We start from the raw sequence: 766 nt of genomic DNA, 5'->3' as shown, positions 1-766 counted from the left end.
CGCGGTGGAACGCACCCAGGTAGTCGGTTCCGGTGTAGTCCATGAATTCGTCGCGCAGGGTGCCGTAGCCGTCTACGAGGATGATGAGGTCGCGGTTGCCGCGTGGGTTGGATCGGCGGCGTTCCATCTCGTTCATGAGGTGCCGCAGGAACCTTGTTTGCCTTTCTTTAGAGCCTTCGCCGGGGCCTACATAGGCGCTCACATGCGGCAGGTCTTTCAGGGGTGCTAAGGTTCCTGCACCCATGTCAAGGATGAGCATGTCGAGCTGATCCGGGGGTGTGTTGAGGCACAGGGTGAACGCCATGGAGGCTAGCCCGGTGCTGGTGCCGCTGCCGGGGGTTCCGACCAGGAGCATATTACTTACCTGGATATTCCATCCGGCGGGTACCTGAACCTGATCTTCGGGAATATCGGCGAGACCGAAGAAGACGGTACTGCCCTGAACGGTTCCCACGATCGGAGTATCACTATCTGCGGGTGCGGGTTCGTCAATTCCGTAGAGGGGTTTATCGAATCCGTTCAGCGGCAGGTTATCGCCGAGCGCTTCGGGCCAGACTTTGCGCGGCGGGGCATAGTGCTGCTCGTGGTTGGCTTCGACGATAGCGTCGATCAGGTTGTCAAGGTCGTTCGCATCGGTCTTCTTCGGTTTCGGCAGGGCACGCGGTGCCGAGGGAATGCCAAAAACGCTTGTCGAACGCATTTCGATGGGGTCTCGTTCGACGACACCGCTGTACCCGGTTACCAGCGCGGTCTGAATGGGGGTGAT

1 protein-coding gene is annotated in these 766 nt (G+C 59.7%); it reads right to left on the bottom strand.

The features are described 5' to 3' along the window. The coding region (locus HMPREF2554_RS09845; protein WP_256388023.1) for an FtsK/SpoIIIE domain-containing protein at positions 1-766 on the bottom strand (766 nt) is incomplete at both ends.

The organism is Rothia sp. HMSC071F11 (assembly GCF_001809115.1).
In the GTDB taxonomy this organism is placed as follows: Bacteria; Actinomycetota; Actinomycetes; order Actinomycetales; family Micrococcaceae; genus Rothia; species Rothia dentocariosa.
This window is presented reverse-complemented; position numbering and strand designations above follow the sequence as displayed.